Source organism: Bradyrhizobium cytisi, from assembly GCF_008123515.1.
Classification (GTDB): domain Bacteria; phylum Pseudomonadota; class Alphaproteobacteria; order Rhizobiales; family Xanthobacteraceae; genus Bradyrhizobium; species Bradyrhizobium cytisi.
This window is the reverse complement of record NZ_VSSR01000086.1, coordinates 1-25,996: the sequence shown is the minus strand read 5'-3', so window position 1 is coordinate 25,996 and position 25,996 is coordinate 1. Positions and strand designations below refer to the sequence as shown.

The 25,996-nt window shown below is 58.6% G+C and carries 23 protein-coding genes and 2 pseudogenes; 2 read left to right on the top strand and 23 right to left on the bottom strand.

The window, feature by feature from the left end; all coding sequences use genetic code 11:
* Positions 1-773: 773 nt before the first annotated feature.
* The 17 genes and pseudogenes from FXB38_RS38750 to FXB38_RS38665 form a co-directional block, all read right to left on the bottom strand.
* Positions 774-1,544 carry an SDR family NAD(P)-dependent oxidoreductase gene (locus FXB38_RS38750; RefSeq protein ID WP_148756176.1) on the bottom strand — a complete coding sequence of 257 codons (771 nt, stop codon included), beginning with the start codon at positions 1,542-1,544 and terminating at the stop codon, positions 774-776.
* Between the two features lie 16 nt (positions 1,545-1,560).
* Positions 1,561-2,046 carry an HIT family protein gene (locus tag FXB38_RS38745; RefSeq protein WP_148756175.1) on the bottom strand — a complete coding sequence of 162 codons (486 nt, stop codon included), beginning with the start codon at positions 2,044-2,046 and terminating at the stop codon, positions 1,561-1,563.
* On the bottom strand, positions 2,036-3,055 hold the full coding sequence (locus FXB38_RS38740) for a Gfo/Idh/MocA family protein (RefSeq protein ID WP_148756174.1): 1,020 nt from the start codon (positions 3,053-3,055) through the stop codon (positions 2,036-2,038). The genes FXB38_RS38745 and FXB38_RS38740 overlap by 11 nt, the downstream gene beginning before the upstream one ends.
* 20 nt (positions 3,056-3,075) lie before the next feature.
* Positions 3,076-4,473 carry an FAD-dependent oxidoreductase gene (locus FXB38_RS38735; protein WP_283812809.1) on the bottom strand — a complete coding sequence of 466 codons (1,398 nt, stop codon included), beginning with the start codon at positions 4,471-4,473 and terminating at the stop codon, positions 3,076-3,078.
* Between the two features lie 18 nt (positions 4,474-4,491).
* A pseudogene (locus FXB38_RS38730) lies at positions 4,492-5,091 on the bottom strand (SDR family NAD(P)-dependent oxidoreductase); the annotation flags it as partial.
* Complete coding sequence (locus FXB38_RS45205) at positions 5,040-5,255, bottom strand: SDR family NAD(P)-dependent oxidoreductase (protein ID WP_148756171.1); 216 nt, start codon at positions 5,253-5,255, stop codon at positions 5,040-5,042. The gene FXB38_RS45205 and the pseudogene FXB38_RS38730, both read right to left, overlap by 52 nt.
* A 161-nt stretch (positions 5,256-5,416) precedes the next feature.
* On the bottom strand, positions 5,417-5,827 hold the full coding sequence (locus tag FXB38_RS45200) for a fumarylacetoacetate hydrolase family protein (protein WP_430640213.1): 411 nt from the start codon (positions 5,825-5,827) through the stop codon (positions 5,417-5,419).
* Positions 5,828-6,261: 434 nt separating this feature from the next.
* Positions 6,262-6,492, bottom strand: a complete 231-nt coding sequence (locus FXB38_RS38715) for a hypothetical protein (protein ID WP_148756170.1) — start codon at positions 6,490-6,492, stop codon at positions 6,262-6,264.
* Positions 6,493-6,718: 226 nt separating this feature from the next.
* Positions 6,719-8,371 (bottom strand): IS66 family transposase, encoded by a 1,653-nt coding sequence (gene tnpC, locus FXB38_RS38710; RefSeq protein ID WP_148756169.1) that lies wholly within the window; start codon positions 8,369-8,371, stop codon positions 6,719-6,721.
* A 45-nt stretch (positions 8,372-8,416) separates the two neighbouring features.
* Entirely contained in the window at positions 8,417-8,764 is a 348-nt protein-coding gene (tnpB, locus tag FXB38_RS38705) for an IS66 family insertion sequence element accessory protein TnpB (protein ID WP_148756168.1), read from the bottom strand.
* Positions 8,761-9,132 carry an IS66-like element accessory protein TnpA gene (gene tnpA, locus FXB38_RS38700; RefSeq protein ID WP_246230470.1) on the bottom strand — a complete coding sequence of 124 codons (372 nt, stop codon included), beginning with the start codon at positions 9,130-9,132 and terminating at the stop codon, positions 8,761-8,763. Before tnpA ends, tnpB begins: the two co-directional genes overlap by 4 nt.
* A gap of 257 nt (positions 9,133-9,389) precedes the next feature.
* Positions 9,390-10,985, bottom strand: a complete 1,596-nt coding sequence (locus tag FXB38_RS38695; protein WP_187435450.1) for a 5-guanidino-2-oxopentanoate decarboxylase — start codon at positions 10,983-10,985, stop codon at positions 9,390-9,392.
* 282 nt (positions 10,986-11,267) lie between these two features.
* Positions 11,268-11,585 (bottom strand): non-heme iron oxygenase ferredoxin subunit, encoded by a 318-nt coding sequence (locus tag FXB38_RS38685; RefSeq protein ID WP_035973691.1) that lies wholly within the window; start codon positions 11,583-11,585, stop codon positions 11,268-11,270.
* A gap of 320 nt (positions 11,586-11,905) precedes the next feature.
* A complete protein-coding gene (locus tag FXB38_RS38680) occupies positions 11,906-12,358 on the bottom strand; it encodes a Rieske (2Fe-2S) protein (protein WP_148756166.1) in 453 nt (150 codons plus the stop codon).
* A 13-nt stretch (positions 12,359-12,371) separates the two neighbouring features.
* A complete protein-coding gene (locus FXB38_RS38675; RefSeq protein WP_148756165.1) occupies positions 12,372-13,508 on the bottom strand; it encodes an amidohydrolase family protein in 1,137 nt (378 codons plus the stop codon).
* A gap of 456 nt (positions 13,509-13,964) precedes the next feature.
* The gene (locus FXB38_RS38670; protein ID WP_148756164.1) at positions 13,965-15,170 is read right to left on the bottom strand and encodes an NAD(P)/FAD-dependent oxidoreductase; all 1,206 of its coding nucleotides are present in this window, start codon (positions 15,168-15,170) and stop codon (positions 13,965-13,967) included.
* 769 nt (positions 15,171-15,939) lie between these two features.
* Positions 15,940-17,352 (bottom strand): aminotransferase-like domain-containing protein, encoded by a 1,413-nt coding sequence (locus tag FXB38_RS38665; protein WP_148756177.1) that lies wholly within the window; start codon positions 17,350-17,352, stop codon positions 15,940-15,942.
* 444 nt (positions 17,353-17,796) lie between these two features.
* Between FXB38_RS38665 and FXB38_RS44975 the strand changes: the two are divergent.
* A pseudogene (locus tag FXB38_RS44975) lies at positions 17,797-18,087 on the top strand (SMP-30/gluconolactonase/LRE family protein); the annotation flags it as partial.
* Between the two features lie 111 nt (positions 18,088-18,198).
* Here FXB38_RS44975 and FXB38_RS38655 read toward each other — a convergent pair.
* The 3 genes from FXB38_RS38655 to FXB38_RS38645 all read right to left on the bottom strand — a co-directional run bounded on the left by FXB38_RS38655 (position 18,199) and on the right by FXB38_RS38645 (position 21,482).
* Positions 18,199-19,629 (bottom strand): aldehyde dehydrogenase family protein, encoded by a 1,431-nt coding sequence (locus FXB38_RS38655; RefSeq protein ID WP_148756163.1) that lies wholly within the window; start codon positions 19,627-19,629, stop codon positions 18,199-18,201.
* Between the two features lie 236 nt (positions 19,630-19,865).
* A complete protein-coding gene (locus tag FXB38_RS38650) occupies positions 19,866-20,828 on the bottom strand; it encodes a D-2-hydroxyacid dehydrogenase (RefSeq protein WP_148756162.1) in 963 nt (320 codons plus the stop codon).
* Positions 20,829-21,245: 417 nt separating this feature from the next.
* Complete coding sequence (locus FXB38_RS38645) at positions 21,246-21,482, bottom strand: hypothetical protein (protein WP_187435449.1); 237 nt, start codon at positions 21,480-21,482, stop codon at positions 21,246-21,248.
* Positions 21,483-21,543: 61 nt separating this feature from the next.
* Between FXB38_RS38645 and FXB38_RS38640 the strand changes: the two genes are divergently transcribed.
* Positions 21,544-21,726 carry a hypothetical protein gene (locus FXB38_RS38640; protein ID WP_148756160.1) on the top strand — a complete coding sequence of 61 codons (183 nt, stop codon included), beginning with the start codon at positions 21,544-21,546 and terminating at the stop codon, positions 21,724-21,726.
* 102 nt (positions 21,727-21,828) lie between these two features.
* On the opposite strand, the gene FXB38_RS38635 is transcribed toward FXB38_RS38640, so the two are convergent.
* The 3 genes from FXB38_RS38635 to FXB38_RS44730 form a co-directional block, all read right to left on the bottom strand.
* Entirely contained in the window at positions 21,829-22,608 is a 780-nt protein-coding gene (locus tag FXB38_RS38635; protein ID WP_148756159.1) for a class II aldolase/adducin family protein, read from the bottom strand.
* A gap of 1,551 nt (positions 22,609-24,159) precedes the next feature.
* Complete coding sequence (locus FXB38_RS44735) at positions 24,160-24,906, bottom strand: alpha-hydroxy acid oxidase (RefSeq protein WP_283812810.1); 747 nt, start codon at positions 24,904-24,906, stop codon at positions 24,160-24,162.
* A 7-nt stretch (positions 24,907-24,913) separates the two neighbouring features.
* Positions 24,914-25,318, bottom strand: a complete 405-nt coding sequence (locus FXB38_RS44730) for an alpha-hydroxy-acid oxidizing protein (protein WP_187435448.1) — start codon at positions 25,316-25,318, stop codon at positions 24,914-24,916.
* Positions 25,319-25,996 lie beyond the last annotated feature (678 nt).

The following is a 25,996-nucleotide window of genomic DNA, read 5'->3' as shown; positions in this document are numbered from 1 at the left end:
TCCAAGAAAAGTGGGTACTAGGTGCGGTCTTCAGAGCACGCTTAAGATCATTCATTCTCTAACCAGACAATGCGTGACACGCCGGACGACGGTCCTGGACGCGCAGCGGCTCAACTGCCGCTGCTCGGGCCCGCACGAGATCCCATATGGACTTGGCCCCTTCATCGGGAACCCACATTGTAGTCAGCTCGTCGGCAAGGGGAATGGCGTCTCGGCGGTTCGTCCTTCCGATGGCAAGGCTTGCTCAGTATAATGACGGCGCCACCACGGTGCATTCGCACCCGAGTGGAGTGAATCAGGCGGTAAAGGCCGTACCCCGTCGGCCTAGCCTCGTAGCAGAAATGCAGCTGATCAAAGAGGCTGACAATCCGCCCTATGACCCGCCGCATGCTGCTGGCCGACGCGTCGACCTCACCGAAGAAGCGAACCTATCATCCCCGCCCGCTCCGTAATCGCAACAATGTTCTTCGGCTTCGCAACATCGCTTCCGACAAATGCTTCTCTATAATCGTCCAAGGCTCGTCTTCCTGTGGTGAAGATCGGCTCGGCTCGCCGAGCAATCCTCAGACGCGCAGTGTAGGGGAGCCGCCACCGGCAGAGGCGGAAATAAGTTCTTACCAAACAAACCTCCCCCGAGAATCATCACGAGAGTGTACCGCGCCCTTCACCGGATCGCGAAACACGGGGATTCAGCAGCCGTCGCAGCGTCGATTGCGGCTCCGCCGTATCGAGATCGCATTCCTGGATCAATGAGAGCCGCTGCTCGCGAGTGACTACCGCTGGAGCCCCCAATCTGGAAACTCGAAAAGTTCTGCAGGTCGATCGGGTGACACCTTCATCGCTTGCCCAGCGAGAGTCTCATTTCGAATCACTTCGACCGCTGCTGCAGCTACCGCTTCGGCGGGAATGAGCGGGGACGCCAAGTCTTTGGTTGAGGTGCCCACAGCGCGATTGCGTAGCCGACTTTCCTGAATAGGCGGAGTATCCACCAGCTCGGGACACAAGCAGTTGACTGCGACGTTTGCAGATTTCTTTAAGGCTGCGAGCGATCGTGTAAAGCTGACAACGGCCGCTTTGGAAGCTGCGTAGATCGGCGAACTAGAGTAGGCCAGCAACCCCGCAACGGAAGCCGTCTGCAGAATTGCGCCGCCGCCACGTCTTTTCAAAAGTGGTATTGCTGCATGAGTAGCGCGTACGACCGACAAAAAGTTCACCTCGATCATCCGCACCCAGGCTTCAATGGGCTGATCTTCAAAGCCGCTGGGAAACATAACTCCAGCATTATTATGAAGTATGTCGAAGCCACCGTAGGTCGCTTCTGCATACGAAAACATCTCGGACAGAGATGTAGTCGAGGTGACATTCGCAACGAAGAAGCTGGCTTCCCCCCCCGCGTTTTCGATCTCGTCAGCGACTCGTTGTCCGATTGGATCAATATCGACGACAACGATACGTGCGCCATTGGCTGCTAGTGCCATAGCTGTCGCGCGACCAATCCCGGAAGCAGCGCCAGTCACGATTGCTGTTCGGCCACTGATTTCCATCTTTCCTCCGATATCGCTATCTAGCCCCGACAAGCGTGGCAGGTGGCTCAATCTTAAGAGCTTCGCGGTATCGATCGGTCAGGCTTTTGACCGCGTCTGCATCAACCTGAATTTCGCCTGCGGCCGACGCGCGAAAGAGGTCGAAGATCTCAAATCCCTGAGCATTCTTCGGCATTGTTCCGTAGCGCGGCACAAGGTGGCAATGGAAGTGGGGCACGCTTTCGTTCATCGAAGCTGTATAGATCCGCAAAGCGCCAGTCACATCCATTAGTACTTTTTGCAAGTGTCGAAACGTTGGACCAAAGCTCAGGGCTTCGGCATCGTTGAAGAACGCTATACCCGCAACATGGCGCTGAGTTTGAACCATCATCCAACCTGGCACCCCCCTGCCTGGCATCAAGTGGTGAACGAGCCAAAGATCGTCTTCATAAATGATTCCTCCTGGCACTGAGGAAACATCCATGTTGGCCTTGCAAATGGCACAGTTGGGATCATGCATCATCGCTTCGAACTCCCCTATAATGCGCCAGTCGATAGGCGTCGTGGGTTAGCGTGACAGCGCGAGCGCAGTCATGAGCTGTGATTGGGGGAGGCTTGCCGGCAGCCAACCGCTCGAAGCACTCAACGAGCACCCGACGACAGCCGCCTACATAGCCAAGTGGCGCCGGGACCATTTCATCTCGATCTGGACCGAGGATGTGAACTCCACCAGCGACCTCGCGCACGATTGCGTTTTCTGCAGCAAGCTTTTGCTCGCTGTCAGTCGAATTCTTAGGCCAAGTCGGTAGTGTGTATCCGACTTCATTGTGAAAGATTATTCCTTTAGGCGTGCGTAGGGTTACGTGCGCATAGTCCTCGACTTCGGAGTTATGAACAACGTTGCTCAAGACCGCCGAAAGGACCGATGGCTCTTCCCCGGTGATGAATCGACAGATGTCAAAACCATGAGAGCCAAGGTTAAGCAGAGCACCGCCGCCAGCTTGATCCTTGCTGAGCATCCAAGGCGAGTCCCACGCCACGTAACGTTTCATCGTGGGACGGATCATTCGGAAAACGATGTGTGAAATAGCTCCAAGCTCGCCGCTCTGTACCATTGAGCGTGCCAACTCTGCCCACTGCGTATAGCGAGTGAAGTAAGGTACGCAGACCCACAAATTGCGCCTTGATGCCAGCTCTGCAAGCTCCCTTACTGTTGTGTCATCAACGCCCCACGGCTTTTCCATCAAGAATGGGATCCCGGCTTCGGCAAGATGGCGAAATATTTCCGGCATATCGACGTGGCGTCCGAGCGCGACGATGAAATCCGGTTTTGTCCGGTCAACCATTTCCTTGTAGTCTTGAAACGGCTTAATCTTGAAACGCTCCGCGCGATTGCGGACAATTTCTTCGTTCTCGTCCGATATACCGACAACGTCCACATTCATAGCGCGCAGCAGCTCGACATATGCGGCGTCATAGGTTGAATGCCAATGGCTCACTCCTATAACTGCCACACGCTTAGGATAGGTCATCGATCGCCCCAGAGTTTTGGCTAAGGTTTGTTATATTTTGCGTTGTGCGTTGCAGACGCTCCTGCAATCCGGCCTGTTACCAAAGCTGTCGCTAAGCCGCCCAAATAACCACGAGTACTTATAGCGCCTAGATCGCAACCTGCGGCGTAAAGATTCGCCATCGGTGTGAGCGAGACTTCATCCATGTCCGCCTTCGTCAGAGACAAGGTAGAAGACGTAAGCGACCTTCGCAGGACGTTCATATCAAGATCGGCTTGTAGCCCGCCGCAGGTGAAGGTGATACCCGCCCGTACCATCACTGCACTGAAGGGAGCGGTCAGAAGGGGCACGGCATTCCTCTGTCTTGAGGGGAAAAGTGCCCTGCCGCGACCCTCGCGAACGGCGGCGTTGTATGAACGCAGGGAGCCTAGCGCAATGTCGGCCGGGACCGACCAGTTAGCCAACTTGTCAGCGAGCTCTTCGAGCGTGTCCGCAGACACTACTGGGCCGCCAGCATTGCGCGCCCGATCGATGGCGACCTTAGGAGGATAGGCATTGTGTCCAGTGCCACTCGCTATCGACGCATCGACCACATAGATTCCTGTCGCGTTCGGCTGAGCGGCCAGTGCTAGATTGAGGGCTTCTTCTCCAGTCCCTTCCGACTCGTCTACGAAACGCTGGCCTTCCAGATTCAGGGCTACGGCAACTTGCCCGTAGCGCTGCGTCAGATTGGAGAAGTCAAGGTGGGAAAAACGAGCGGGAGGCGCCGCTAACGCATGGCCATAGAAACAGTTTAGATGTGTCGTGGCTGCTGCGCCTGCTCTTGTGGCGGCAAGAAAGCCATCGCCGGTGCTCCAGGGGTTGCTTCGAAGGTAGAGGGAGTCAGCATGAGGTGTGATGTATTGCGTGATCAAACCCGTGTTGCCCTGAAATCCGCCGGTGGCAAGCACCGACGACTTCGCCTCGACGGCAAGAGATCCTTCATCATCGAACGCAACCACCCCCGCGACTTGATCGTCCGAAAGGAGCAATCGCTGCATGCCCGTCCGGAGATGAAGCCGTCCGCCTTTCTCGCCGAACCGCTGCATGATCGTGGAGGCCATGGTGCGAGGATCCGCTGCTCGCCCCCGCCCGTACCACTCAAACGACGTTTCGGGCTCGAGTGGAACACCCAGCTCTTCTAGCCAAGTGTGACCAGCGGTCAGACCATCTACGACAAGTTCTTGGAGCGCTTCATTGCCGTCGGGAATCTCCTGCTTGAGTTGCCTCTTGTCGGAGAAGGTCCAGATTAGCCCATGTGATAGCAGCATAGAGCCGCCGACCCGGCTCCCCTTTTCGAGGACGACAACGTCTGCACCCTGGTCAATTGCGGTAAGCGCCGCGCAAAGGCCGGCCATGCCGGCCCCGACGACAACGACGTCTGCCTGCTGCCTTCTCACCCTCTGCTCATCCTGTGACTATTGAATCTGCCAAGGTTTTCCAGGCTCGAGAGTGCAGGCTTTGCCGTTGAGGCCATCTTCCTGGATCAACATCATCACGGCCCGCGCGATATCGTCCGGTTCCAGAGCAGGCAGATCTTTCAAGCCAGCGCGTCGGCTTTTGAAACGCCGCTGCGTCGCGGCGTCAAGCACCGCCCCTGAGTGACATTCCAAGTTCGTGCGGACGAGACCCGGGCAAACGCAGTTCACCCGGATGTTCGCTTCCTCCTTCAGAAAAGTAAGGGAACGCGTGAGGTTTACGACCGCGGCTTTCGTTGCGGCGTAGACCGGATCGGTAAAATGAGGCATTAAGCCGGAGATCGAAGCGGTGTTGATTATGACGCCCCCGCCTCGTTGACGCATTGCTTCTGCGCCGTAGTGAGTTCCAGACAGGACACCCATGATATTTACCGAAATCGCTCGCTGCCAACACGATGGATCGGAATCTGGGAAACGCGGCCCTGAAAGGATTCCGGCGTTGTTGTGAAGGATATCCAAGCCGCCAAAGCGCGACACAGCCCCATCTATCATCCGCATGACGTCATGCGGGTCCGAGACGTCAACGTGAAGCGCAAATGCCTCACCCCAATGCTTTCGATTGCGGACACCGCCTGTTCTGCGCTTTCATAGTCGATGTCGCTGGCAAGAATTCGCGCACCCGCTTTCGCTAGGACGACGGCCGATGCGCGACCAATGCCGGAGCCGGCGCCTGTCACTACAGCGATTTTTCCTTCGGGACTCATTCGCGCTCCCGTCGACCTGTATTATTTGACTGGCCTGATCTGCTGCATGGTCCTCCATTGGGCGCTGCGATCGGGCCACGGCGTCCAGTCGATCGTGTCTCTGAAGGCGAACGTTATAGTCGGAAGATAGGTAGGCAACCCTCCGAGCACCCTCTCATGCTTTAGAGCGGCGACACGCTTGAGCAATTCATTTCGTTGGCTCTCGTCGAGCACCTTGGCTTGCCTTTCGAGCAACGTGTCCACTTCAGGATCGCTCGAGTATGAGTAGAACCCCCATCCTTTTCCAGGCTCGTAGGTATGTAAGTGTCCCATCCAACCCGATCCAGGATCGCCCGGCAATCCCTGTCGCGGCTCACATACCGGCAAGGCTTGCCAATGATTAGAGCCAGCTCACCCTCAAAATCGAAATTTTCGGAGAGCTTCGGGCGCACCAAGCTGTCGAGATGGCCGACCTGAGAACTCGCGAAACGAGTGAAGATTATCGGGCGCTGCGGACGCGGCTGTCTACTTTCATTCAGATGGCTCAGGTAGTTCAAGCCCGCACACAGGATGCGAGAGGGGTTGGGAATCACCGGAAGAAATCGGATGTCCTCCAAACGGCAGTCCCGACCCGCATGTGATTCAATCTTATCCAATTCTCGCAAGGCCGCGCGGAGGTTTTCATGCCTGCTTCGCGGAGCGAGGTCGACGACGCCGCCTCCAGAGAGAAGCCCGAAGCTTTCGCGCCCCTCGACCGTGAATGAAAGTAGTCTCACGCATCGCTCCTTTTCGTTGCTCTCTGCTTTCTGCCGCGGTATTTCCCGTCAAACGATCAGGAGAAGCGCAAAGTCCCAGACAATCCTCACGCTTGCGCTCCGGGCATGATCTCAGTTGTGAGAGCGCTGGGCTAATGGCCAACTCTAGGTCTGATGCGCACAACGGCGCAGTCTGCTTGAACGTTGACCGCTTTCGACTTGCTGATAATGCCCCTCCCCGCGAACACGTTCGCCTCTTGACGCGGAATGCATCATCGGATCACCAGAACATTATTATGGCCCATCAGCCGAATTTCTTCGATCTCAGAGCTAACTTCAGCGAAATTCTGTCTTCTATTCCGCGAGGCGCCCGATTTGCTCTTCATGGGCTTGGAGGAGCCTTGCCAACCGCTCGAAACACTCATAACAGCACCCGGCGAATAGCCGCCCACATAGCCATACGGCTCCGGCACGGTTTCATCTCGGTCAGGACCGAAGTCCATCAGCGACCTCGCGCACGATTACGTTTTCTGCAGGCCAACGCGCGATAGGCCTTTCCATTGAACTCGCCAGAACCTCAAGATTCCGCGAGCCAGCGCTCGCGATCAAGGTCGGGCGCGAATCTGATCGAAGGGTCGACAACTGGAAGACAGTACGCATACGACGAAGACCGCCTGATTGACGCATGCGCGCGGGCACGGCGAGCTCTATGATGGCGTTGCGTGAAGGTCAGGCGGCCTGCTGATCGGCGGGCTTGTCGGCCTGGCGCAGGAGCTTCCATTCCCAGGGCAGCAGTTCGTGCAGACGCGAAGCGGGAAGATCGGCGATACGGGCGAGGACGTCGGCGAGCCAGGCCTTGGGATCGACGTCGTTGAGGCGACAGGTCGTGATCATCGTCAGCATGATGGCGGCACGGTCGGCGCCGCGCTGGCTGCCGGCGAAGGTCCAGTTGCGCCTTCCCAAGGCGATGCCGCGCAACGCTCTTTCGGCGGCGTTGTTGCTGAGGCAGATCCTGCCATCGTCGAGGAAGCGGGCAAAGTCGGCCCAGCGCCTGAGCATGTAATTCATGGGCTTCAGGACCTCGGAGGAGCGTGAGAGGGTTTCTCGCTCGCGCAGCAGCCAGGTGTGCATGTCGTCGAGCAGCGGCTTGCTTCTCTCCTGGCGTACGGCGCGCCGCTCGTCGGCGCTGCGGCCGTTGATGGCGCGCTCGATCTCGAACAACGCATCGAGGCGTCTGACCGCCTCCAGTGCGATCGGAGAAACCGGTTTGCCCTTCTTACCTTCCCGGGCATTCTTCTCGATGTCGGCCAGCTCGAAGAAGCCCCGCCGCGCATGGGCGAAGCAAAACGCCGGCGTAATCGGCAGCACCTTCTTCTGCGGATCGAACAGCGGCTCGAAGCCGTTGTAGCAATCGGCTTGCAGGATACCGGCGAAGGCGGCCAGATGCTTCTGGGGATGCTCGCCTCGACGGTCGCTCGAGGCGTAATAGACCGCCGCCGGCGGCGCAGGTCCGGCGAAGGGCCGGTCATCCCGCACATATGTCCAGATCCGACCGGTCTTGCACTTGCCCTTCGCCAGGATGCGGATGGTGGTGTCGTCGCCATGAAGGCGCTCGGCCGCGAGCACATGACGCTCGATCAGGTGGAAGAGCGGCATGACGGCGAAGGTCCCGTGGCCGACTTGGTCGGCCAGCGTCGACAACGGCAGGTCGATCCTCTCGCACTTGAAGCGCGCGCTCTGGCGGTTGAGCGGGATATGCATGCCGAACTTGTCGAACAGGATGGTCGCCAGCAATTGCGGGCCGATGAAGCCGCGCGGTGTTGCATGGAACGGCGCGGGCGGCTGGCTGATCTTCTCGCAATCGTGGCAGGTGAACTTTTCCCGCACCGTCTCGACGACCTTGAAGCGACGCGGGATCTCCTCCAGCGTCTTGGTCACATCCTCGCCGATCTTCGCCAGCCGCGATCCGCCGCAGCAGGCGCAGCTCGTCGGAGCCTCGATAACGACGCGCTCGTGTTCGATGTCGTCCGGCCATGGCTTGCGCACCGGTCGCTTGCGCGTGAAGGCGCGGACTTTCTGCGCCTTCGCCGCCGCGGCCTGCGCGGCAAGCTCATCCTCGCTCGCCGTGGTGACGAGTTCTTCGAGCTCCAATTCCAACTGCTCGATCAGCCGCGCCGTGCGCTCGGAGCGCTGCCCGTACAGTTCGCGTTTGAGCTTCTCGATCCGCAGCTCGAGATGCGCGATCAGCGCCGCGTTATCCGACAGCTCCGCCTGCGCGCTGGCAGCCATCGCCTCGGCTCGCAGCCGGGCCTCACGCTCGGCCTGCAGCGCTGCCAGGGCACTGACAAGATCCGATGGAAGGTCGTCCGGCTTCGATATCATGAAGCCATTGAATCAGATCAAGCAGCAGATTCAAACCCAAAACAGCTATCCGACCCGCGTCGGACGCTGGGTTTCTTGCGGGTTGCGCCAATCGATTCCGGACAACAGGTAACTCATCTGCGCCGGAGAGATCGTCACTGCATCGCCCGCAACCGAAGGCCAGATGAACCGCCCTCTCTCCAGTCTTTTGGTGAACAGGCATGCTCCCTGGCCATCGTGCCAGATCACCTTCACAAGATCGCTTCGGCGACCGCGGAAGACAAACAGATGACCGCTGAGCGGGTCCTTGCGCAGCACCTCCTGCACCTGGAGTGCCAGCGACGGAAAGCCTCGGCGCATGTCCGTGTAGCCCGTCGCCAGCCACACCCGCACGCCCGTCGGGATCGGGATCATCGGCGCTCCAGTCCGCGAGCAATTCGAACCACCGCCTCGACGTCCGCGCCGGGACCGAAGACCACGCGCAGCCCTTTTGGGCTCACGATTTCGATCTGGCCTGCCTCGACAGCTTCCGTCGTTGGCGGCGTGCTCGGCGCAACTATCGCAGGGACGAATGTCGGGCCGATCGAACCCACTCCAGCCTGATGATTGGAGGCCAAAGCCTTGCGCCAATTCAGCAGAAGCTGACGTGAGATCCCGTACCGGCGAGCGGTCGCCGAAACCAGTCGCGGCCCCGCGAAGCTCTCCTCTACGATCCTGAGCTTCTCCGCACTCGTCCAGCGTCGCCGCCGACCGGTCTCCACCACCTCTATGCGGCTCAGCACCGCACTGTCCTTATGTACGTCCATAAGGACAGTCAGCTACGCAGCCGACCTTTTCACAAGGCGGCCTTGCTCGGATGCGTACGGAAGACAGAGCAGGAATCTGAGAGATCCATCGTCGCTGGCTCGCCAGCCAGTGCCGCCCAAAGGGTCGGAATTCCCTGAACTTGCACCAGACCAGTCTGAGTTTGACCAGTCAGAAGAACGGGGCCGCCGCAACCAAGACCGCCCTCGAGGCTGGTCGTGCGAAACGCAGCTCTTCAGTCGACCACGATTTCAATGACGCGTGGCTTGCCGGCCGCTCGCGCGCGCTTCAGCGCATGGCCGAGGTCGCCAATGCTGGTCAGCCGCTCGCTCGCCATGCCATAGGCCTCGGCGAGCTTGCAGAAGTCCGGAGGCGCCGGCGACACGCCGACCGGCTCGACTCCCCGCTTGAGCATCGAGTTCTCGATCTCACGATAACCGCGATTGTTCCAGACGACGAAGATCACCGGCGCTTCTCCATCGAGCGCCGCGCCTAGTTCCGGCAATGTGAACTGAAAGCCGCCGTCGCCGGTCAGGCAAACGACCGGCGCTTCAGGTTCGGCGAGGGCCGCGCCGATCGCCGCCGGTGGGCCATAGCCCAACGCACCGAAACCGGTTGCGGCATTGAACCAGCCAGCCGGACGGTCGTGGTCATAATAGAGATTGGCAGCGTAGATCGGCTGGGTCGAGTCGCCGACGATGATTGCGCCAGGCAGCGCGTCGCGGATTGCTTCCACCGCGCGAACTTGCGCAATATAGTCAGGCTTCAATTCAGCCAATGCTGCCTCTCTTGCTGCGGCCGCGCGTGACTCGCCGTTTTTCGCAGCGACGTGAGCGGGACCAAGCTCGGTCAGCAGCGCACCAAGTGCCTCGGCGCAATCCGTCTGGATGGCAACGTTGCTAGCATAACGGGCGATCTGATCGGCGCCAATATCGATGCGGATGAGGTTCGGCGGCAGCACGAACCCACCGTTGCCATAGACGTCATAGTCGGTCGGACCGAATTCGGTGCCGGCGGCTATCACCAGATCGGCGTCCGCCATTACCGCGCGCACCGCCTTCAGGCTGGGGCTCGCCGGCACGCAAAGGTGATGGCGATGCAGCAGGCCGCGCGCATTGGCGGTCTCGACGACCGGCGCGCCGAGCGTTTCGGCGAAGCTCCTTAGCGCCGCATCGGCCTGTTTAGCGCCACCACCAGCGAGGATGAGCGGACGTCGGGAGGCCTTGATCAACCTCGCAGCTTCGGCGATCGCCGAAGCTGCCGGAGCCGGCGGCGCGGCATTGCTGAGTGCAGCCCCGATCCCATCGGCGGGCTTTACCATGACATCGGTCGGGATCTCGATGTGGACGGGGCCAGGACGCGCGGAGGAAAACAGCGCGAAAGCGCGGGCGAGCGCGTCCGGCAGTTCCGCGGCTTCGGTGACACGCTCGGAAAACAGCGCCACCTTCTCCATCATGCCACGCTGGTCGGGCAATTCGTGCAGGAAACCCAATCCTTTGCCGAGCGTGCTGGTGGCGTTGACGCCGGAGATCACCAGCATCGGCACGGAATCGGCACGCGCCTGGCCCATGGCGGTTATTGTGTTCGTAAGCCCCGGCCCGGTGATGACGAAGGCGACGCCCGGCCGGCCGCTGGCACGTGCGTATCCATCGGCCATGAAGCCGGCCCCCTGCTCATGGCGTGGCGTGATATGGCGGATCTTCGAACGCGCCAAGCCACGGTAGAGCTCAACCGTATGCACACCTGGAATGCCGAACACGGTGTCGACACCATGCGCCTCGAGTAAGGTGATGAGCGCTTCGCCGAGCGTGGTCCCATGCATCTTGGTCATTGGCGCGGCACCTGACGTGTTAGACAGGTCGGGCCGCTCTCGCAGGTGATGCAGAGCGCATCGGCTTCGAAGGTCGAGGCCATGCAGCCGGCGGGTCCGATGAGGACTGAAAGTCGTCCTCGGAGAATCGGTGAAAGATGCGGCTGTTCGCTCGAAGCAAACCTTGACGAACTTCGAGACTGGGTCGCGTACACGCTGGATTGACGAAGGCGGCTCCCTTTCGCTAACTCAACCCGGCCAAAGTATAGATGCCCGCTCTCGGAATTTTGCATACCCTCACACTCAGTCATCAATGCGAACCTCGATAAGCCCATCCCGAATCCGGGTTTCGAAGACTGGAACTGCACAATCGGCAGGTCCTCTAACCACAGCTCCGGTCGTCACGTCGAACTGCGCGCCATGCAAAGGGCACTCGACGAGTCCGTCCTCAAGCCAACCATCTGTGAGCAGAGCGAAAGCGTGGGTGCACACGTTGTCGGTCGCATAGACCTTCCCATCCAAGAGATAGACAGCCAGTTTCTTTGACCCAACCTCGTATGCGTACATTCCGTCGCCCGGCAAGTCGTCCAGGCGACATAGACCGATCCAATTTACTGTCATTGTCCTCACAAACGTTTATCCTCTTAACGTGGCGCGTCTGCCAACCCGGGGAATTCGCATCACGACGCGGACGCAGGCCCCGATTAAGGTAATCTCGTCGCCATAGTCGTCCTTGATGAGATTGATCTGATTCCTTTCGCCTCCGGACGAAATTCCCGGTCAGGGCCCGCCTGACAGTCCCTCCAAAGGAGACGATTGTCAGCTGATTGGGACGAAACTCCGACCGGCATCAGCACGTTCTGATGACACAGGTGAGGCGCCGACGACCTTCAACGATGTCTGCATTCTTCCTTGGTTTTCGTTCATTCTGGAACGCGCTTTCAGAGATGAATGCAGAGAAGCCGCCGTTCGCCGGTATTGGTTGTCTCGAGGGTCACTGGGTAGGTTTCAATCGATGGATCCGGCCCCGCGCAATTAGCGTTGGTCTGAACTGATTCCTCTGCATCGACACTGACAGGATATGTACGCACCCACACTTTGTGAGGGTTGAGCACAGATTGACCCGTCTTGATATCGAACTCCCAGCCATGCCATGGGCAGCGAATTATCTCGCCTAATCGCTCGAATCGCGCATGACCGGGAGCGTCCCCGGTGACCATTCCGTCCAGCAATCCCCGGCAAAGCGGCGCGCCCTTGTGCGGACAGCTGTTGCGTATCGCAAAGTATTCGTCGTTGACCTTGAATATCCCGACGCTGCGCCCAGCAATGTCGACGATCAGCCGACCGCCTGTAGGAATTTCGTCCGCGTAGCAGACCTGATACTTCTTGGACACTGACACCCGTCTCCTATGCGGCTTTTGAGATTGACGGCAGACTCAGACGGAAGGTGTCAATTGCATTCTCCGAGAAGATGCGGCGCCGAAAGTCCTCGGGATAGTCGACCAGCGTTCTTGCTGGATCATCCCAGTCCCAGTGCGGGTAATCAGATGCAAACATCAGTATTTGCGATCCACCGATCCAGTCGATGAGTTGCTTGAGCTGGCTGGGATCCTCGGGCTCTTCCATCGGTTGCGTGGCAAAGCGGATGTGCTCCTTGATGTACTGGCTGGGCAGCTTCTTGACCCAGGGCGTCTGCCTGCGAAGCCCCTTCCAGTCAAAATCCATTTTCCACATTAGTGGAGCTAACCACGAGAACCCTGCTTCGAGCATGCCGATTTTCAGGCTTGGGAACTTTTCGAAAACTCCCTCAAACACAAAACTCGCTACGTTGACGGAATACCAAGAGGACCGAATCTGACGCATCTCGATGTAGTGACTTGGGAAGCCCGCAGCTGAGATAGGCGGATTCACGCCCGTACCCTCCGCGCCGAAGTGCATCGCGACAGCTAACCCATTTCGGACGCAGGCTTCATAGATCGGATGGTACAAACGATGCCCGAAGGGTCTCGGTGCGCCACAGCCCAGCATCACCGAGCAAACCGCTGGGTGTGAGCCGAGCCGATCGATCTCGGCGGCGGCTCCATTCGGATCCTGCGAATTGATGTGAAGAACAAGACGAAACCTCTCATCCTTGGCTATCCAATGCTCCAGTGAGAAGTCGTTGAACGCCCGGCACAGAGCGCTTGCGTAGTCCACATCAAACATTGCACTGGCGGCCTGACCTATCCCACCAGTAAGGATGGCCAAGTCGATGCCGCTACCATCTAGTAGTCGTACCCTAGTGTCCTCGACGTCGAAGGCAGAGGTGAAAAAGTTTTCCTTCGGAGGCGGGTTGTTTTCGTCCACCAATTCCGCACGACGCCCGCGGACGCCGCCGTTGAAGCCGAAACTAAACCCCGTCTCGATCCCGTATTCCGCAAACCGCTCCGCATTGAACTTACTCAAATACGGGAAGAGGTCCGACTTACTCCTGTAACCGTGATGCACATCGGTGTCCACAATGGTCATTTTTTTTCGATTCTTTTGATCGACCACGTTGTTCATTGCATTCTCCTCAAAGTACAGTGCACTTCATGTGAAACTCTATCACTCGCCTTCGGCAAACTGGAATAGACAGTTCGTTCCAAAGTTGGTCAGCACACGATGTGTAACCGCGCCAGATCCTGCTTGATGTTTGCAGACTTGGACAGCCACGCAGCCCTTCATCGCAAGGATGGAGGGAGCCGGTATAGCCCTGAGCAGGGCGGCCCTTAACGAATGATATGTCAACGGCCTTGTCCTAATTCGGCGGTAAGCTCTTGGGCCAGCTAACCGCAGCTCCGCAGGGGTTATCGCGCGAATCCTCTCTCAGCACAGCGAAGGCATGGGTGGGAACATTATCTTGTCAGTGCCGAACGCGTGCATTCCGTCGCGTAGAGTAGACACGGTCTAACGAGAACTTCGTTTTATTTGCGTCATGCACGTAAGTCGTCAAACCATGGTGCGGCTGGCCGATGCGACTCATCGATTGACCGGCTCTATCCGAATCAACTGCTCGACAAGTGCTGCCGGAATCGACTGCCCGCTTCGACCAGCTCGTCGCAGTGCCGAAATGTCGCGCCCCCTGTTGACGCCCTCGGCCCCAATCACGTGACCAGCGTCGTCAATTCCGACCTGGAGCCAGCTGTTGGAATTCAAGTCGCCGACCTGAAGAAAGCGCGATGCCTTGGTTGGTAATCCTATACATTGGATGTTGATGTCATACTGATCGGACCAGAACCATGGCAACTCGTTAAAGCAGCGATCTTGCCCCATCATGTTTTTTGCCGCAACGGCTCCCTGAGCCGATGCCGAGCTCCACGACTCTGTGCGTGCCCGCAAACCATGCCGGCCAATCGGATAATTGGTCACTTCGCCGGCTGCAAATATTGCACCGTCGGAGGTCCGGCATTGTTGATCAACGAGAATTCCATCGGCCGTGGCGAGCCCGCACTGCGAGGCAAGCTCCGAATTCGGAACAACGCCGATACCTACCACCAGGATGTCGGAACGGAGCTCCCCTCCGGGCCACCTCAAAATTATCTCGCCGCTCTCTTCGAAAATCTCGCCCGCCTCGAGGTCAACCAAGACCTCGACGCCCCGTTTGATATGCAAGGCGCGCGCAAACTCTGAAAGCTTCGGCGTTGCTGCACGCGAAAGAAGCAGCGGCGCGCGTTCTAGGACTCTCACTGTACATCCGCGCACGCGTGCTGCTGCAGCTACTTCTAGTCCGATGAAGCCGCCTCCTAAAATGGCAACACGTGGACTCTCACACAGAGCTCTTCTGAGCCGCTGAGCATCCTCAAGTGTGCGCAGGTAGAAAATACGCCTAGGGTCGACATGCGGAAGGTGAAGTTGTCGCAGACGGGAGCCCGTTGCAAGCAGCAACTTATCATAGTGAACCTGCGATCCATCCGCGAGAGTGACTGTCCGGTTCTGCCGATCAATACTCGTTGTGCTTAGGCCGTCTCGCAGCGCCACGGTCGAGCCATAAATCTCGGACGGACGAAGCTCCGGGTGGACAGGTTCAGCTGCCAGTAGATATTCCTTGGAAAGTGGGGGCCTGTCATAGGGCCGGCCCAACTCTGCACCAACGACTTGGACATTGTGGCTAGGTGCCTTTCGGCAGAGCTCGGAAGCGGCGTGATGGCCAGCGATGCCACTGCCGATAATAATGAAATCGTCCATCCGTTCCGTTTCCGACTGTTCAAGTCATTTGGCATCAAAGCTCATCGTGTTCCTAGATACAGCTGATCTTAATTTTGATCAGCACAACCATATTCATTTCGTACTCGTCTGATTCGAACCGTTCTGCCGCTGAGAGATGGTTTGGCGGAGCGTGCGCAAGCGTCGCGCCGGTTTCTGCGACGACACGGAAATTGGCCTCTCGCGCTCCTTGTTCAGTTGAAAAACCTGGCTGGCATTTTGCGTTCGTGCGGCTGGATTGTCTTTGCGTAGATCCGAAAGGGGAAGTTGGTAGAGGCAGTAGTCCCGTTCTAGGCCGCGCTAGTGATGACGCCATGTTTCCTGGCGTTCTCTAAGACGGTACTGTCACTAGAGATGTACCTCGGCTTCTGCCGGCCGCGCCGAGCAGTGCATCAATCGCAAGGGACGGCTGCCGTTGCTGCAGGTCGAGCTGACTTTGGGCAATGCGTCAGATATTTCCGGGTTCGCCACACTTTATATCCGTGACTGCTCGCGTTAGAGGCTGCGATCTATCCGGATAAGCATCCGGAATGCAGGCCAGTCAGTCCTCATTGCTTGGCGGACGCATAAAATTCTTGCCGCCAATACTCGACCGGATAGTCGTTTACCCAAGGACGCAAGCACCGGAGTCGCGCGCGCTGCGCCATCGATCGCATTAGCAGTCCGAAGACCGCGCACTGTTGGTGCAGGCGAAGGCTATTTGACCTCGGAGTGCCGCTGCTCCGTCAAACGATACGTTGCCCATAACTAGTCAATGGGCGATTTCGGCAATTGAGTCGGCAATTTTGCCGATCTTGGCCTCATTGGTGGTCGTCCAAGGAAAGGAGAAGTTCAGCGCGAATAAATTCTCGAAAGATCGTGCCGCTGCGGAAAATACCGGGCCGGGCAGAATGCTTACGCGTTGCTTGTGAAGCGCCCTTGCGGCTCTGCCTGACTTAAACCCTTGTGGAGCATGAACCCAGCACATATACCCGCCGTTCGGCCGGCTGATGGAGCAACCGGCTGGCATCCTGTCGGCAAGGAGCTGCAGCCCCCGCTGCATCCGCGAGGCGAGCGTGTCCCGGATCCGGCGCAGGTGCCTGTCTTGGCTGTGGCACGATAGATATTCGGCAAGGGCCTGCTGAATCCGAAAGTCGTTGATCGCGTAACCTCCTAAACAAGAGGCAGCGAGAATGGGCTGTGCGTGTTTGCCCGCTATCACCCACCCGAGCCCGTATTCTGGGGCCAAGCTGCACTCAAAGCTGCTGAACTGCAGCACAGTCTGGCTCGAATCAAACTTTTTCAAGGATCTGGGATTGCTGATGCCGTAATAAAGATCGCCAAGCATATCATTTTCAATGATGGTGACATTGTTCTTGTGCGCGGCGGCGACGATCCGCTTCATACCTTCCTCACCATAGGTGATGCCAGTAGGGAAGTGATTGTTCGCCATCAGCAGAGCAACCCTGATGTTGTTATTCTTGACTAGATATTCGAACTGGTCTGGATCGACGCCGGTTCTAGGATGGGAGTAGATCTCGACGACGCGGAGGTTCCGGTGTTTGATACTCGATAAGGCCGGGAAATATGATGGGCTTTCAACCAAGATGACATTACCGGGATCAGTCAGGGCGTCGAGGCAGAGATTGAGCCCCTGCGTAGCCGATCCCGTTACGATAATGTCCTGATATCGCGTAAATATGCCGCGCTGCGCGGCGCGCTTGGCTATCTGCAGGCGGAGATCAATATCGCCCATGGCGGCGTCTTTGGCGGGCAGCTTCCGACGGCGGAGAATGCGGCGCATCACGCTGTCAATTTCTGCACAGTCGAAGAGATCGTCGCTTGGTTGCGGAGCACCGAACGCATTCGAAGTCCGATTCTGCCACGACAAAAGCAGGGCCTGCGGAAAGTCCCCGATGGAAATTGGTTCGACCGAGTTTTCGCCGGCTTGCGCGAAATCGCTTAGCTCCGACGAAATGCGCGTCAAATAATATCCTGATCGCGGCCGAGCCGTGCAGTAGCCTCGACTCTCGAGCAGCTCATAACCGTGATGAATTGTAACTGCGCTGAATCCTGTCAAAAGGCTGAGTTGCCTGATCGATGGCAAACGGTCACCAACCTTGAGCGTACCGGCATCGACCCGCTTGCGGATGTGTTCAACGACGGCATTGTAGCGGTATGGCATATTGTTCAACAACGGCAGTGAACGTCACTCTCCAGCAGGACTGATAACAGAAAAGATCGCAGGCCTGGCAATGAGCCCTATTCCAGAAGCTCTGCTCCCTCACAGAGGGCCATCTTTTCACTATTCGTGGCCGAAGCATTAGGCGCATTCAACGCCGAATTCCTCTCATGTATGGCCAGATTCAGCTGAAATTCTGCGTCTGATTCGGGCAACGCGCTGGGGTCCACGCGTTCCGCTCGCGCTGAGGCCGCGCCACCGCGTGATCTCCTGTATCGCGCACGTTCGCAATCCTTGACGCGTGCGCTCGAATCTGCTCGACCATCGAGGCTTTGCTGGCGATGAGCCGATCCGTATCAACGTACATTTTGGCGCGAACGTTTGCCATTGGCGTGAGCCACTTTTATCGGATTTGTATTCACTCCTTCTGATGAACTCGTTGGCGACAAGCGGCTGAACTTGCCGAACGACACCGTCGTGAAGTCCGACGGTCGATTTGGTTCGCTGATCCCACCTTCGGGCCGCTCAGCAATTACGAGCGCTAGGAGGCCGAACCCGAGATCGATCCCAACGTCCAACGGCCCGATCCCCTGACCGGCAAGGCCACGATCGTCGCCGAGGGTGGGGGCCGGGCCGGACGCGCTCTGCTTCTCGCCGGACGAGAAGATCCTATGGGTCGCGGAATCCGGTGGCGTGCCGAACCGGAAGATTCTTGCGTATGGCGAGTCGCCGCCCGGCGAGAATCGCGATCCCGGTCAAGGGAAGAGAAAAATACAAAGTCCAGCCTCCAAGCCTGACGCCGGAGCGGTGATCCGCCCGGCGCCAAAATCTTGTCAGTCGCGGATCAGCTTACGCCCCGTTGTATCCCGCGACGGCCTTGGCCTCGAGATACTCTTCCAGACCGTAGCGGCCCCACTCGCGGCCGTTACCGGACTGCTTGTAGCCACCAAATGGCGCGGAGCTCTCGTTCGGCACGCCCTGCAGGTTGACGTTGCCGGCGCGAATCTGGCGGCCAACGCGCTTGGCGCTTTCCACCGTGCTGGCCCAAACGTACCCGGCAAGCCCATAGGGCGTGTCGTTGGCGATGTGCACGGCTTCGGCTTCGTCCTTGGCGCCGATGATGGTCAGCACCGGTCCGAAGATCTCCTCGCGGGCGATCGTCATGTCGGGGGTGACGTCGGCGAAGATGGTCGGACGGACATAGAAGCCCTTGTTGACGCCTTCGGGCAGGCCCGGGCCGCCGGCGACGAGCGTGGCGCCCTCGTCGATGCCCTTCTTGATCAGGCCCTGGATCTTATCCCACTGGCCACGGTTGACGACGGGGCCGATGGTGGTGCCTTCGGCACGGGGATCACCGGCCTTGGTCTTGTCGGCGACAGCCTTCGCGATCGCGGCGACTTCCTTCATCTTCGACAGCGGCACGATCATGCGCGAGGGCGCGTTGCAGGACTGGCCGGAGTTGTTGAACATGTGCATCACACCGCCGGTCACCGCCTTCTGCAGGTCGGCGCCTTCGAGGATGACGTTCGGCGACTTGCCACCGAGCTCCTGGCTGACGCGCTTCACGGTCGGTGCCGCGCGCTTGGCCACGTCGATGCCGGCGCGGGTCGATCCGGTGAACGAGATCATGTCGATGTCGGGATGCTCGCTCATGGCGGCGCCGACCTCGGGGCCGAGGCCGTTGACGAGGTTGAACACGCCCTTCGGCACGCCGGCTTCATGGAGGATTTCCGCGAAGATCAGCGCCGAGGTCGGGGTGAACTCCGACGGCTTCAGGATCATGGTGCAGCCGGCGGCGAGCGCGGGCGCGACCTTGCAGGCGATCTGGTTGAGCGGCCAGTTCCACGGCGTGATCATGCCGACCACGCCGATCGGCTCGCGCAGCACCATGGCGGTGCCGACCGGCTCCTCGAAATGATAGTTCTTCAGCACGTCGAGCGTAGTCATGAGGTGGCCGAGGCCGGCGCCGGCCTGGAGCTTCTCCGCCATCGGCAGCGGCGCGCCCATCTCGTCGGAGACGGCAGCGCCGATCTCCTTGAGGCGGCCCCTGTAGACCTCGATGATTTTCGACAGGAGCGCGACGCGCTCCTCCCGGCTGGTCTGCGAGAAAGAGGCAAAAGCGCGCTTGGCCGCGGCAACGGCCTTGTCGACGTCAGCCTTGGAGCCCAGCGCAACCTCGTACATCGCCTCTTCCGTCGCCGGGTTGACGACCGGCGTGGATTTCTTGACGGCCGGATCGACCCAGGCGCCGTCAATGTAGAATTGCATGCGATTGATCATAGTAAGCCTCTTCTTGAGTGAGCATTGGAGGGGCGCGTTTCGACCACGCCTAGGCTTCGCGGCCAAGCGGGCCGCGGTTCGGCACGCAGCATCGCGTTCAGCGTGGTCACATCAGGTTGCCTTTTTCACGGAACACGATCGCGCCTGAAGGCTTAAGCGCCGCATGTCGCTGTGGCTGGCCGACCGCCCGAACCTGGAGCGCACGGCACAGGGGTATTCCCTGGATTGCGCCGCAGTCAATAACCACGTCCCAGATCCACGACATTGGTCAAGGACTGTCCCCTGAGAAAACGTTCGATGTTATCGGCGAAGATGGAAAATACTCTTTCCGGATAGTTTGTCGCGCTTCCTGAAACGTGCGGTGTCGCAATTACGTTCGGCATGTCCCACAACGGGCTTTCCTGAGGCAGCGGTTCCCGTTGGAACACGTCGAGCAATGCACCGGCGATCGTGCCCGCCTTCAGCGCTTGGATCAGTTCGGCCTCCGCGACAACTTGGCCGCGGGCGATGTTGATCAAAAAGGCATTGCGGCGCATTCGCGCGATCTCAGCCGCACCGATGAGAGCTGCGGTGGTTGCCGTCGCCGGCACGGCCAGCACCACGAAATCGCAAAGCGGCAACATTTCGTCAAGGGCATCCGAGGCAAACAGCCGGTCAACACCATCGACAGGAACTGAGGCATCCCGCTTCGAGCCGACCACAGTCATTCCCGTACTCTTCGCGCGTCGGGCGATCGTCGCCCCGATCGAGCCCAGACCCACGACGCCGAGCGTCTTCTCGGCCAACGGCGCGACAAAGCGCGGGCTCCATCTCCGCTCCGCCTGATCGCGCAGGAGTTTACGGAAATCCCAATGCAGCATGGTTACGCCGGCCATTACATAATCAGCGATGATATCACCATGAATGCCGCGAGCATTTGTTATGGTGATTTCCCCTATCGTTTCGCGAAACGGCATGATCGACTCGACGCCGGCGAAAGGGCACTGGATCCAACGCAGTTTTTTCGCGTGTTCAAATAGGTCGACGGGTAACGAAGATGCGAGGAGGGCATCCGCCTCGTTTATGCAGCGCGCGAGCTGATCAGGGCTTGGCGCGATGATCGTGCGAACCTGAGGGAAGCGATCCGCAACAAGCCGTGCATACAATTCAGCGTCAGGGTGGCTCAGAACAATGGTAATGTCTGGTCTGTCAACGGGCATGCTCATCTCCAAAGTAATAAGACTAGCTAAACCGAAGCTCTTCGAGATTACAACGCAGCCGATTTGCCTATTTGCTAAGCGGCAATGATGAGCAAGTCGCTGCGCGTCCCACGCATGCGGAAACGAAACGATGTTCGACTGCCGCGTTTGCGAGATCCATATTCGTGACACTGCAACGAACAACTCCGCGATTATCTCCGCAGTAGCCGGTCGACTACAATTCATTCGCTCATCCGCGCCCGTAAACATCGAGAGCCCCGATCTCAACGGCAAACTCGGAGGTGGCGGACCCCTGCAGGCGCCCATCAACAAGACCAGAAGTAGCTCTGCCGAACAGTTTGAAAAGACCAATAAAGTTCCTGCGGGTCAATATTCAGCAATGGCATAAATTCGCCGAGGGTCGCTGGTGCTTGCCAACTATGTCATCCTCCGCGGGTTGATCAGACAGGCGCCTGCCAACTCGGCGCTCGCCCTGCGGATCGAGAGAAGATCAACGACATGGTCGTGACCGCGCTTACCGATACTACTCTTGTAGAAACTGGGCGCCATGCGGATCGGGATCGGCAATTTCGGCCCGAAGGCGCGCACCGCGAGCTTGGGAGCATCCGGCCGCTGCACAATCTGCTGCAACAGTTTCAAGTCGTGAATTGTCATGCTATGGACCTCTCGCGATCCAGCAAGCGCGAGATCGGCAACCAGCGAGGGCGACGTCATCATGGGTTTCGCCGGCACCGCAATTCCGACATGGCGATCAGGTGACGGTGCGCGTCCGCAACGAGGTGATGTCCAACGAGTTGAGGCGCCGCACCGCTACCTGCTGGCACTCGCCTCACTCAGTCCGGCCTATGCCGACCACACGATGGAAGCATTGAGGCGCAGCGGCGAGCGCATCGCGTGAACGAGCCAACAGCAGTGGGAACGTGGTGGACGAAGCGCAGTTCCCACCACGTCTTGCGTTGCTCCCATGGTAGCCGCCTGTCTTTCCACCCAAAATGCGCGGTTACGTCGCGTAATCGGGCTCTTTCCGGTCGAGTATCCGCTTCAGGGCACCGAAGTGCCGCTCGGCTGGGGATGGACTCGCTCGCACGACGCCAACACTGCGCGTCGTTTCGTCGATCACCTGTTGCGGGAGATGCTTCAGCGGCTGGTGGGTCCACATAGCGTAGAGCTGCACTTGTGCGGCACGCTCGATATAATAAAGCTTCTCGTAAGCCTCTGCGATTGTCTCGCCGACAGTCGTGATGCCATGATTGGCCATGAATAGCACTTTTTTCTCCCCAAGCACTTTGGCGAGCCGCACGCCCTCGGCTGGATCGCTCGCAGGCCCCGGGAAGGAATCATCATATGCGATTAGCCCCGCCATGATGGTTTCGCCCTGACCGATTTGCTTAATGCGCGGATCTTCGAGGCGGGTAAGGGCACTGGCGAACGGCATATGGGTATGAAAGATCGCCTTCGCTTTCGGCGCGGCCTTATGGATCGGCGCATGGATGCAATAGCAGGAGCGCTCGACCACGCCTTCTCCGCGCTTGATTTGGCCATCGTCGATGCCAACTTCCATGAACGAAGAAGCAGTTACTTCGGACCAATGCATCCCGAATGGAATCTGATAGTAGCGGTCGCTGCGGCCGGGCACCACATAAGTCAGATGATTGAAAATGCCCTCTGAGAGGCCCTGAAGAAAAGCCATTCGATGCGCAGCCGCTAGATCGACCCGCGCCTGCCACTCCTCGGCGCCGCAGCTCTCCCGCAGCGATTTCGGCGAAACCTTGAAGTCCATGTGCTTCCTCCTGTTTGTGCCGGCCCTCGGAGAGACAGCAAATCAAATGTCCGGGATTAATTTTAATCAGCACAAGCAGGCGAAAGGATTCGAGTTTCCCCATCCCGCGCAGTTGAACTGCAAATAAATGCAATTATCGCAGGATTTACGAACCGCTCCGTCACCTACAATTGGTTCCAGCGATAGGCGCGGAGCAATATCGAACTTAGGTTCAGCGCGAGCCTGAGGGCCACCCAATAGAGAGAATGTAACGCTCTACCGTCGGTTATCCATTCGCAAGGCACCAAACACCTCACGCCAACACGCCGCAGGTCCGGGTGCCATCGACGCCTACATTACATCTCCAACTAGATCATCGATTTGTTCATCAGCAAGCGCAACCAGGGGAAGATGTCCGATTGGCAATCGATGCGTAGCGCCGCTATCCCGCGTTCCGCCATGCCAGACAACCGTGGGAGATTGATCCGACAAATTTGGGGACTATCCATTCGATGCTAACCTCGTGCTCTTTCGGTAAGCATCGCACACCTCACCATCGCAAACCATCCTTGCTTGCTCCCGGATGCGAGCCACAACATGCTCAAATTGCCGGATACGAAAGGGCTGGCCCAATATCCGATGGATGTTCATTATCATGAGGCGCGCGTTGCTTGTGCCGTCTTCTCATAAGCGACAAGCACTACTGTCCTAGACGACTCTCCGCACTACGAGCCTTCCCATCCCCGAACGGTCTGGCCGACAGTCTCGGCAAGGCCTTCGATAGTGGACAGAATGTAGCGCGTTCCACCTCCTCGGACATGGTCTCATCGATGAATATTTCACTGGAGAGGTCATGCCCGACGAATTCCGCTTCAACCGCCAAGCATTGGTCCACGAGCGGTCTGCACCGCCTGGCCACATCTAGGTCCAAGCAATCGTCGGTCGGATACCGTTCCTACGAAGGATCGAGTACTCTAAACCCGCCGACACGATTCCCATATTCATACGCGGACGTACTATGGACGTCAGGAATCCGCGGGTACGGGGCGGCTGCGGCCGCGAAGCTTGGAGGGACAACTACATCCGGACGTGCGTACCAATTGTGCTCGAAGTGCAGCATGAAGCAGACCGCAACCCCCTGGCCATTCAAGGCGAGGCCTGCTTGAGATGGGCGACCGATCATAGTAGCCGTTGTCCATGCGGGCCACGGGCGACAGCTTGTCCGAGTTGCCCATTCGGCGTCCTCTGGGATCAAACATCTAGCTCCCGTCTTCGGAGCGTCATGGGGACCGCTCCCCCGGTTGCCTTGAACGCGCAGCATCGAACCAAACTGCTCTGATCCTCGAGCTCGTAGTAGCGGCGGGTTTTACGGTGCCGAATTGCAGCGATAGGTTCATCGTGCTTGGCAAGGTCTGGCTCACAACGAGGCCTCCCGACGCGTGACTATCGTCGCTCATCACCAAACTAATACGCGCCCCTGCGCCTATTCTCCTCTGCCAGCTTTCGGCCGGCGAGCCAATTATTAGGAAAAGCGGCCGCTGAGGCGAGATATAGGTCGATCGCCTACATTCCTCAGCGCCCGTTGCGGCGCAAATCCTTCTCTTGTTTCCACATCAGAAAATGGAGGCCGAGATCGGCGATCTTGGTCGCTCCGATTTGAGCCATGCTGATGTCGATCTCGCGATGGAAGATCGCCAAAGCCTTCGCTGCACCGGCTACTCCACCGGTAGTCACGCCGTAAAGAGTCGGCCGGCCTTGGAAGACGAACTTGGCACCCATGCACAGGGCGATTATCGCGTCGAGACCACGGCGGATACCACCGTCGATCATCACAGTCATTTTGTCGCCCACCGCGTCGCAAATCGCGGGCAGCACCTCCAGTGGCGAGGGCGCTTTGTCGAGCTGCCGCGCACCGTGATTCGAGACGATGATGCCGTCTAAGCCAAGCGAGTGCGCTCGGATTGCATCATCGGGGTGCATGATTCCTTTGAGCACGAAATTACCCTTCCACAGCTCTCGATACCGCTCGACATGCTCCCAGGTCATCGGCGACTTTAACTGGTAGGCGACGAAATCAGCTACTTTTTCAGCGCTGGCGGCGGGTCCGGCGTACCTGACCCAGTTGTCAAAATAAGGACTGCCATGCTGCAGCCAATGCATCATCCAAGCCGGATGGCGTAGCGCTTCGAACTTGATCTTCCATGTCGGTTTTGGCGGCCAGCCCCAGCCGTTCCTTATATTGCGCTCGCGATTTGAGCCTTCCGGCACATCGACAGTGAAGACCAGAGTCCTGAGCCTGGCGTCACTCGCCCGCTTGATGATGTCCTCAGAGATCGAAGGGTCCTTGGCCGAGTAGAGCTGGTACCAGACCGTGGTCGGGAGCCAACTTGCCGAGATCCTCGATCGAGCCCGTGCTGGCGCCCGACATGACGAACGGCACGTTGGCGTCGCGCGCCGCCTCAGCCAGCATCATGTCAGCACGAGGGCGAAACATGCCTGCCAGGCCCGTCGGGGCGATGCCGATCGGACTAGAATAACTTCGGCCGAAGAGCGTCGCAGACTGGTCGCGTACGCTGACATCGATTAGGCGCCGCGGCAAAATGCGCGCAAGGCGAAACGCCTGTTCGTTGGTGACCAGCCCGACCTCGTCATCGGTACCCCCCTCGATGAAATCGTAAGCGGCCCTGGGCAGCCGCTTCTTCGCCAGCTTGCGCAAGTCGTCGATATTCACGACTCCTTTCATCGTTCCCCCGAGTCCCTTCCGGCGATGCATTGCGTGCCCATTTCTCATGCAGCGAAATCGATCTCTGCTCGGCAGCAGGTTGCCGAACAAAATTGCTCGGACCTGCCGCCAACAGGTTATGTGGAATTAGAGTCTAGACGCTTTTGAGTATTGATTTGCCCACTCAGCCGCGCACTTGATGCTCAAATGCCGCGTTCAACTGGTCTTTTCCGCTGGATTTCCACGGATTCGTCGTGCCAAGTCCGCTGCGCCGAGAGCTGCCCTCGAAATTGGAACGCCGGCTCCATCTCATAAGTGGAGTTGGAATGCTGGGCCGTTGCCCACAAATAAGCGTTACGCGACAAGTGCGCGCGGTGATCGTGATGGATGTGACTACGACGCCTCACCCTCGATCAGCCGCGCGCTTCAATGTCCGGGAAAGGGTCAGAAACAGAGATCAGCCCAATCCCTGTCATAGGTCCCGTGTTGCGCCGACACCGGACGTGTAGGCGTACCCTACCGTCCTGGCGCCGATCCCGACGCTCTCATCCGATCCCGCGCTTCGTTGCGCGGTCGAGGGCGGCAATGCGATTGCGGCGCCGCGTAGAACAGCTCCGGAGTGCCGAGTTGTCGTTTCCTGTAGAACTAGAGCCTGTCCTCAATTAGAGGATTGAACGAAGCCGCTGC

Bases quoted from the DNA above. Each gene is read 5' to 3' on its own strand.
- FXB38_RS38675 (WP_148756165.1), bottom strand. From the start codon at position 13,508: ATGAACAACGTGGTCGATCAAAAGAATCGAAAAAAAATGACCATTGTG.
- FXB38_RS38695 (WP_187435450.1), bottom strand. From the start codon at position 10,985: ATGACCAAGATGCATGGGACCACGCTCGGCGAAGCGCTCATCACCTTA.
- FXB38_RS38640 (WP_148756160.1), top strand. From the start codon at position 21,544: ATGGGTTTCGCCGGCACCGCAATTCCGACATGGCGATCAGGTGACGGT.
- tnpC (WP_148756169.1), bottom strand. From the start codon at position 8,371: ATGATATCGAAGCCGGACGACCTTCCATCGGATCTTGTCAGTGCCCTG.
- FXB38_RS38645 (WP_187435449.1), bottom strand. From the start codon at position 21,482: ATGACAATTCACGACTTGAAACTGTTGCAGCAGATTGTGCAGCGGCCG.
- FXB38_RS38635 (WP_148756159.1), bottom strand. From the start codon at position 22,608: ATGGACTTCAAGGTTTCGCCGAAATCGCTGCGGGAGAGCTGCGGCGCC.
- FXB38_RS38685 (WP_035973691.1), bottom strand. From the start codon at position 11,585: ATGACAGTAAATTGGATCGGTCTATGTCGCCTGGACGACTTGCCGGGC.
- FXB38_RS38745 (WP_148756175.1), bottom strand. From the start codon at position 2,046: ATGATGCATGATCCCAACTGTGCCATTTGCAAGGCCAACATGGATGTT.
- FXB38_RS45205 (WP_148756171.1), bottom strand. From the start codon at position 5,255: ATGAGTCCCGAAGGAAAAATCGCTGTAGTGACAGGCGCCGGCTCCGGC.
- FXB38_RS38650 (WP_148756162.1), bottom strand. From the start codon at position 20,828: ATGCCCGTTGACAGACCAGACATTACCATTGTTCTGAGCCACCCTGAC.
- FXB38_RS38655 (WP_148756163.1), bottom strand. From the start codon at position 19,629: ATGATCAATCGCATGCAATTCTACATTGACGGCGCCTGGGTCGATCCG.
- FXB38_RS38740 (WP_148756174.1), bottom strand. From the start codon at position 3,055: ATGACCTATCCTAAGCGTGTGGCAGTTATAGGAGTGAGCCATTGGCAT.
- tnpB (WP_148756168.1), bottom strand. From the start codon at position 8,764: ATGATCCCGATCCCGACGGGCGTGCGGGTGTGGCTGGCGACGGGCTAC.
- FXB38_RS38665 (WP_148756177.1), bottom strand. From the start codon at position 17,352: ATGCCATACCGCTACAATGCCGTCGTTGAACACATCCGCAAGCGGGTC.
- FXB38_RS38750 (WP_148756176.1), bottom strand. From the start codon at position 1,544: ATGGAAATCAGTGGCCGAACAGCAATCGTGACTGGCGCTGCTTCCGGG.
- FXB38_RS38715 (WP_148756170.1), bottom strand. From the start codon at position 6,492: ATGGACTTCGGTCCTGACCGAGATGAAACCGTGCCGGAGCCGTATGGC.
- FXB38_RS38670 (WP_148756164.1), bottom strand. From the start codon at position 15,170: ATGGACGATTTCATTATTATCGGCAGTGGCATCGCTGGCCATCACGCC.